The 6,135-nt window shown below is 62.2% G+C and carries 7 protein-coding genes and 1 tRNA gene; 2 read left to right on the forward strand and 6 right to left on the reverse strand.

What is annotated here, in order from left to right; translation table 11 throughout:
- Positions 1-31 precede the first annotated feature (31 nt).
- Positions 32-1,015: an MBL fold metallo-hydrolase gene (locus tag ABWP89_RS10680; RefSeq protein WP_353229172.1), complete on the forward strand. Its 984-nt coding sequence runs from the start codon at positions 32-34 to the stop codon at positions 1,013-1,015.
- Between the two features lie 58 nt (positions 1,016-1,073).
- Here ABWP89_RS10680 and ABWP89_RS10685 read toward each other — a convergent pair whose 3' ends face one another.
- The 6 genes from ABWP89_RS10685 to ABWP89_RS10710 form a co-directional block, all read right to left on the reverse strand.
- Positions 1,074-1,322, reverse strand: a complete 249-nt coding sequence (locus ABWP89_RS10685) for a CopG family antitoxin (RefSeq protein WP_353229174.1) — start codon at positions 1,320-1,322, stop codon at positions 1,074-1,076.
- Positions 1,291-1,602 carry a BrnT family toxin gene (locus tag ABWP89_RS10690; protein WP_353229175.1) on the reverse strand — a complete coding sequence of 104 codons (312 nt, stop codon included), beginning with the start codon at positions 1,600-1,602 and terminating at the stop codon, positions 1,291-1,293. Before ABWP89_RS10690 ends, ABWP89_RS10685 begins: the two co-directional genes overlap by 32 nt.
- A 266-nt stretch (positions 1,603-1,868) precedes the next feature.
- Positions 1,869-3,110: a cysteine desulfurase-like protein gene (locus ABWP89_RS10695; protein ID WP_353229176.1), complete on the reverse strand. Its 1,242-nt coding sequence runs from the start codon at positions 3,108-3,110 to the stop codon at positions 1,869-1,871.
- Positions 3,111-3,140: 30 nt separating this feature from the next.
- Complete coding sequence (locus ABWP89_RS10700) at positions 3,141-4,301, reverse strand: CaiB/BaiF CoA transferase family protein (RefSeq protein WP_353229178.1); 1,161 nt, start codon at positions 4,299-4,301, stop codon at positions 3,141-3,143.
- Positions 4,302-4,370: 69 nt separating this feature from the next.
- Positions 4,371-4,697, reverse strand: coding sequence for a DUF1905 domain-containing protein (locus tag ABWP89_RS10705; RefSeq protein ID WP_353229180.1), 327 nt, complete (start codon positions 4,695-4,697; stop codon positions 4,371-4,373).
- Positions 4,694-5,608 (reverse strand): peptidylprolyl isomerase, encoded by a 915-nt coding sequence (locus ABWP89_RS10710; protein ID WP_353229185.1) that lies wholly within the window; start codon positions 5,606-5,608, stop codon positions 4,694-4,696. The genes ABWP89_RS10705 and ABWP89_RS10710 overlap by 4 nt, the downstream gene beginning before the upstream one ends.
- 143 nt (positions 5,609-5,751) lie before the next feature.
- On the opposite strand from ABWP89_RS10710, the gene ABWP89_RS10715 reads away from it, so the two are divergent.
- Positions 5,752-5,842: transfer RNA gene (locus ABWP89_RS10715), tRNA-Ser, on the forward strand.
- Positions 5,843-6,135 lie beyond the last annotated feature (293 nt).

Here is a 6,135-nt window from a genome sequence, read left to right on the forward strand (position 1 = left end):
CTGTTTTGATGCTGCGTCAATGAAGGTAGTATTGAAAACCAAAACTGGGCGAACATGGCGCGCGCTCCGTAAAGTCATGGGCCTTGCCGTATTGACGTTGGTTCTGTTGATTGGCGTCGCGCTGAAATTGGCCCCATATATCTATACCGAGATATCGAGTTGGATCGAGCCGCACGCTATCGTGGATGCGGCTCCGGCAGTGTTGGCCCGTGGCACTATGGTAGATGACTATTGGGCTGTCGAAAGGCTGAATGCCGGCACATTCGCCATTGGCGAGCCGCGTTATTATCAGCGGAACTATTCCTATCTGATCCTGGGTACAAAGCGGGCGCTGCTGTTCGACGCGGGTTCGGGTACCCGCGATATTCTTCCCATCGTGAAACGGCTGACAAGCCTTCCTGTAACGGTCATGCCGTCCCACCTGCATTACGATCACATGGGCGGCATTACCCGGTTCAACGCGATCGCGTTGATCGACCTGCCTGCAACGCGCGCCGATGTCCATTATGGCCAGTTCATCCCAACGCGCTATGAGTTCGTGGGGTTGATAGACGATCTCGTTCTGCCCGGTTTCCAAGTCAGCCAATGGATACACCCGGGAAACTGGATCGACCTTGGCGGGCGACGCCTGCAGGTACTGTCAACGCCCGGACACACCCCGACATCAGCCGCGCTTTTCGATCCCGGCTATACGCAGTTTTTCGCTGGCGATTTCATCTATCCGGGTCAGCTTTATGCCCAATTGCCTGGCGCCAGTCGTTCGGCTTACCGCAGCACCACCAACGCGCTCTTGGCCAGCCTGCCTCACGAAACCACGATCTGGTCGGCGCATTGCTGCAGGCCTGGCGAAGGAATTCGCGCCCCATATCTGGGCGTTGGCGATCTCATCGCGCTTCAATTGGCACTCGATCGATTTTCGGCAGGTCACTTGCCCGCACGCGGGTTTTATCCGCGTAAATTTGGCGTGAATGAAAGACTTGAATTTTTTACAGGATTTCCGTGGACCAATGAGTGAGATTTTGCGGTTGTACAACACGAACCCGACGCAGGTTGGAACCCGGTAACGCTTACCGTCACGCTCCGATCGCCGCCTCCAACGCCTGGCGAATAAACCGCTGATATGACATGCCTTGTGCCGCCGCCTTGGCCTTGACCGCGTCCAGCAACTGTTCCGACATCCGCATATTCACCTGCCGCGCCTTTGCGGCAAATTCAAACGTGTTGGGCTTCATGCCGCTCAGGTCATAGTGCGACAAATCGGCGGTTTCCAGAAACGCCTCTGCCGCTTCGTCAGTGGTCAGGGTTGGAAGTGTCTTCTTCATAGCTGCTGATCTCTTTCCTGTGCATGTACCGCGCGCTGATTGGCCGGATCAGGCGTTCCCCGTCGATTTCGCGGATCGTGAACACCACAAAAATCGATCGTGGCCCATTGCTGCCACCAATCGCCAAAAATCGCATCTCGGCGGTTGAATGGGCGATGTCCGGCGCGATGCGATGCGGATGCCGAAACACCGCTTCAATCTCGTTCAGGCTCAGACCGTGCTTTTGGCACTTTTGTGTGTTGCCATCGTCCCATTCAAATCCGTCGATCACGCCGATCATATTTCAGCTATTAGCAGTTTGTATATACATCTGTCAACATTTCGAATTTTGTTCGATACCCATGACGGCCAGGTCGCGCACCGGCATCGCCGACATCTGGTGTTGCGCAAACAACGACGCCCGCTCTGCGCAGGTTTTCGTCGGCGTACCCCGGGGCAATTCCCCCATAGGCCAGGCTGATATTCACCCCTCGCGCGCACGTCACGGCACCGGCAATCGCCCCAACACCGGCATGGTGCGTGATCCGGCGCTTGCGCAAACCTGCGTCACCCCGCCACTTCCGCCAGCGCGACCAGCACACGCTCAATCTCTTCGGCGGTGTTGTAGTGCGCGATGGCCAGCCGTACCACGCCCGTATCTTCATCCAGACCTAACTGCCGCGCCGGTTCCAGCGCGTAATTGTGCCCGGACCACACGAAGATGTTCTGGTCGGCCAGCGCTTGCGCAAAGGTGTGGGTTGAAATCCGGTCGTGGGTGAACGACACCGTCGGCACGCGCTGGCTGATGCGGTTGGGGTTGGTGATGCCGTGGATGGTGGTGCCGGGGATCGCCAAAATCCCCGCGATCAGCCGCAGCGTCAGCGGGGTTTCATGCGCGCCGAACGCGGCATAGCCGCCCAGCATGCGCTGGCGCCGGGTACCCGCATGGCCGGTCACGTCGCCCAGCCACGCCAGATAGTCGGCCGTCGCGGTAAGCCCGGCCAGCAATTCGGTCTGCGGCGTGCCGTGTTCGAACTTTTCCGGCAGATCATCCGATGAACAGCGGCACTTGTAGGCCTCCAGCATTTCCAGCACGCGTTCGCGGCCCCACAGCACGGCCATGTGCGGGCCAAAGAACTTGTAGGCCGAACAGACCAGGAAATCGCAATCCAGCGCCTGCACATCGGGCAGGTGGTGCGGGGTCAGCTGCACTGCATCGACATAGGCCAGCGCGCCGAATTCGTGCACCACGCGCACCAGCGCGGCGATATCGTTGATCGATCCGGTCATGTTGCTGGCATAGTTCATGGCCACCAGCCGCGTGCGCGGGCCCATCACCGCGCGCAGCGCATCAGGTTCGATCTGCCAGCTTTCGGTGTCAAACGGCACCCAGCGCACCGTCAGCCCGCGATCGCGCGCCATCAGCAGCCACGGCGCCACATCGCCTTCGTGATCCATCCGCGTCAGCACGATTTCGTCGCCCGGCTGGCACAGCAGGGCGATCGAACGCGACATGTGCAGCGTCAGCGCGGTCATGCTGGCCCCGATGATCACCCCGCGCGGGGATGGCGCGCCAACGATATCCGCGCCTGCCACATGGGCGGCATCCCAGATTTCCATCGCGCGGTGCGATCCGGCAAATTTCCCGCCCAGATTGCAGGCACCATCGGCCATCGCCCGGGCAACGGCATCGATCACCGGCTGCGGCACCTGGGTGCCGGCGGCGTTGTCGAGATACACCGGCGGCCGATCGGTTCCGGCAATCGCGGGAAACCGGGCACGGACAAGATCGATGGGGAAGGGGGTCATGCTGCCTCCGGAACGGTAAAAAGGGTGCGATCAGGGCCAGGTCGGCGCCGCCGCGCCCAGCGCGACATTGTCCTGCCCGATCGTCGGGGCAGGGCCGGTATCGCACGATCCGGCGGAAAAATGCACCGGCGCCTTCAGGTGCAGGTATTCCCCCTCGGTTGGGTGCATGCGGTGCTGAAACAGGCCAACCTCGATCAGGTGTGGATCGCTGGTAATGTCGGCCAGATCGCGTACGGGCATTGCCGGAATCTGGTTTTGCGCAAACAGCGCCGCCCATTCGGCGCTGGTTTTCGCCGGTGTGCGGCGCGCCATTTCGGCGTAGGCCAGGCTGATATTGGCGGCACGCACGCGCGGATTGGCAAAGCGGTCGTCGGCCAGCAGGTCATTCGCGCCGATCAGGTCAAACACCCGCAACAGCGCCGCATCGGTATAGGGCACGATGCTGATATACCCGTCGGCGGTGGGAAACGGCTGCCGGTTGGGATCAATCTGGCGGGGATAGCCGGCCGGTTCCAGCGGCGGCACCAGGGTCGCGCCAAACAGATGTTCCTGCATCATGAAATGGGTAAAGCTTTCAAACATCGGCACTTCGACGAATTGGCCGCCACCAAACCGCAACCGGTGCACGATCGCCGCCAGGATGGCATAGGCCCCGTGCAGCCCCGCCACTTTGTCGGCGATCAGCGACGGCAGATAGCGCGGGACCGGGTTGCCATCGGCGCGCGGCAGCAGCGTGGCGGTGCCGGTCGCCGCCTGGATCACATCGTCATAGGCCTGCAAATCGGCATAGGGCCCGTCGGAGCCAAACCCCACGCAATGCACATAGACGATGTCGGGCCGGATCGCGCGCACCGCGTCATAGCCAAACCCCAACCGTTCGATCGCGGCCCCGCGCACATTGTGGATGAACACGTCGGCCTCGGCCAACTGGCGCATCAGCGCGTCCTTGCCCTCCGGCGTTTTCAGATCGACCGCCAGTGATCGCTTGCCCTTGTTCAGGTTGAGCGTGCACGGCCCCATCCCCGGGGTGGTGCGCGCGCGGCCGGCATGGCGGAACTGATCGCCGGTCAGCCCTTCGACCTTGATCACATCGGCGCCGAGGTCGGCCATGATTTCCGTGGCATAGGGCCCGAATACGACCGAGGTCAGATCGACAATGCGAATGCCTTCCAGCAGTTTCTGTCCCGCCACGCCGTTGTCTCCCTTGTCGAATATCGCCAACCTTAACTGGCCGGTTAAATATCCGCAACCGGCACAGCATCAGAAGGTCAGCGACACGTCCAGCCGGTCACCTGCGGTCAGCTTTTCGGCCTTGCGCACTTTGGCCGATACCGGGATCGCCCAGCCACGCTCCTTCATCGGAAAGGCGGAGGTCTGCCACGTGGTCGCGCCGACACGGATGGTCAGCCGGACCGATCCGAACCCGCTGCGCCGCCCGGTTTCCAACCGATGCATCAATGCGGCGGCATCCAGCGCATCGGCGGTCGCGCCGGTTACCGGCAGGAAATGCCAGGTGCCATGCGCATCATCGTGCCATTTTTCCAGCGTGCCGGTGAATTCGTAAGCGTCACCCGGGGGGATAATCACGGCGCGCGGCGCACTGGTATCGGCACGTTGCAGGCATCGACACCGCCGGCGGGCACCACAAAGAATCGGTCCCGGCGGTTGGCGCGCGCGGCGGCATAGCGGGCAAAGCTGTCACCATCGCTGGCCAGCAGCTGATACCGGGGCAATCCGGGCACGTCACCGCCGTTGCGGATCGCCATGATCGGCACACGTTCGCTGGCCGTGGTATAAAATCCGATTGTCCCGGTGCCGCGCGGCAGGCTGGACAACAGCTCGATCCCGTCGATCACCCGGCCGACCAGCGCGATATTGCGGTCAAGCTGGCGCGGCGCCTGCCCGATCACCACATACAATTCTGCGCCGCTGCCGGTATCGGGCGGATTGTCGCGGCCCACCCCGACCATGCCGTAACAGTGCAATGGCCACGCGTGATCACGGTCCAGCCCGACCGGCCACCCGGCAATGATCCGCGTTTCAGGCGCATAGGCATCCGCGCCAAACGCCAGCGCGCGGTCTGCACCCGCCGGCAGGGCAAAGCGCGGCGCCACATAGGCCGCTTCGGAATTGGTGATCAGCCCGGCCGGCAGCGGTTTGGCGCGCGCTTTGTCATCGCCATCGGGGTCGCCCCATTGCACGACATAATTGTCCTGCGTGCGGTTGATGCTGGTGCCATCCCACCAATGCGCAGCGGCCAGCTTGCGGATGTTGCCCACCCATCCTTGCGAAAATGGCGGTGGCAGCAGCTGGATCACTACGCGCCGGGCATGGCCTGCCACATCAGGCGCCAGATCCATCACCAGCAGGTCCGCCGGCTCGATCGCCGCCCACTGCGCGGCCGGCGCCGCGGAAACCACCTCGGGCGGGGACAGGGCCGGCCCGTCATCTGCCCGGGCCGCGGCGGGAAACCAGGCCAGCGCCGATGCAAACAGCATCATGGCGCGCGTGCGCGCGCGGGTGAAACGGGCAGGGCGGGCGGCGTGGCCATAACGGTTTGACATATTTGCACCATGCCACCGCGGCAGCCCTTGCGAAACCCCCGCCGTGCGTCTAGGCCGCGCGCCTGTCCAGAGCATGCGGAGCGGTGGCCGAGTGGTCGAAGGCGCTCGCCTGGAAAGTGAGTATACGCCAAAAGCGTATCGAGGGTTCGAATCCCTCCCGCTCCGCCACCGGCCCGTCCAAGGTCATCCCAAAAGCCCCTGATTTCCTTGATTTTTGGGCGTTTTAGTGGTAATATGTTTCTGTTTTGATCACATGCGTCCGTATGCTTCCAGAGTAGAGTGGGGGCATTTTGGGGGGCATCGAAAAGCAAATTTGGGGGCATCCATGCTCAATGAAATGGCAGTGCGGCAAGCAATGATCGTGTCCCAACGCGTGGTGTAGCTTTTCGGGGCCACCGCGATTTTTGGCGTCAGATTGAGCCGGTCATGTGCCGGGCACAGCCGACAGCACGACGATAGGG

Origin of the sequence: Novosphingobium sp. (assembly GCF_040398825.1) — a bacterium.
Taxonomy (GTDB): domain Bacteria; phylum Pseudomonadota; class Alphaproteobacteria; order Sphingomonadales; family Sphingomonadaceae; genus Novosphingobium.

What these genes read in the sequence shown, in the direction of transcription:
- ABWP89_RS10695 (WP_353229176.1), bottom strand. Translation starts at nt 3,110, where the DNA reads ATGACCCCCTTCCCCATCGATCTTGTCCGTGCCCGGTTTCCCGCGATT.
- ABWP89_RS10710 (WP_353229185.1), bottom strand. Translation starts at nt 5,608, where the DNA reads ATGCTGTTTGCATCGGCGCTGGCCTGGTTTCCCGCCGCGGCCCGGGCA.
- ABWP89_RS10685 (WP_353229174.1), bottom strand. Translation starts at nt 1,322, where the DNA reads ATGAAGAAGACACTTCCAACCCTGACCACTGACGAAGCGGCAGAGGCG.
- ABWP89_RS10690 (WP_353229175.1), bottom strand. Translation starts at nt 1,602, where the DNA reads ATGATCGGCGTGATCGACGGATTTGAATGGGACGATGGCAACACACAA.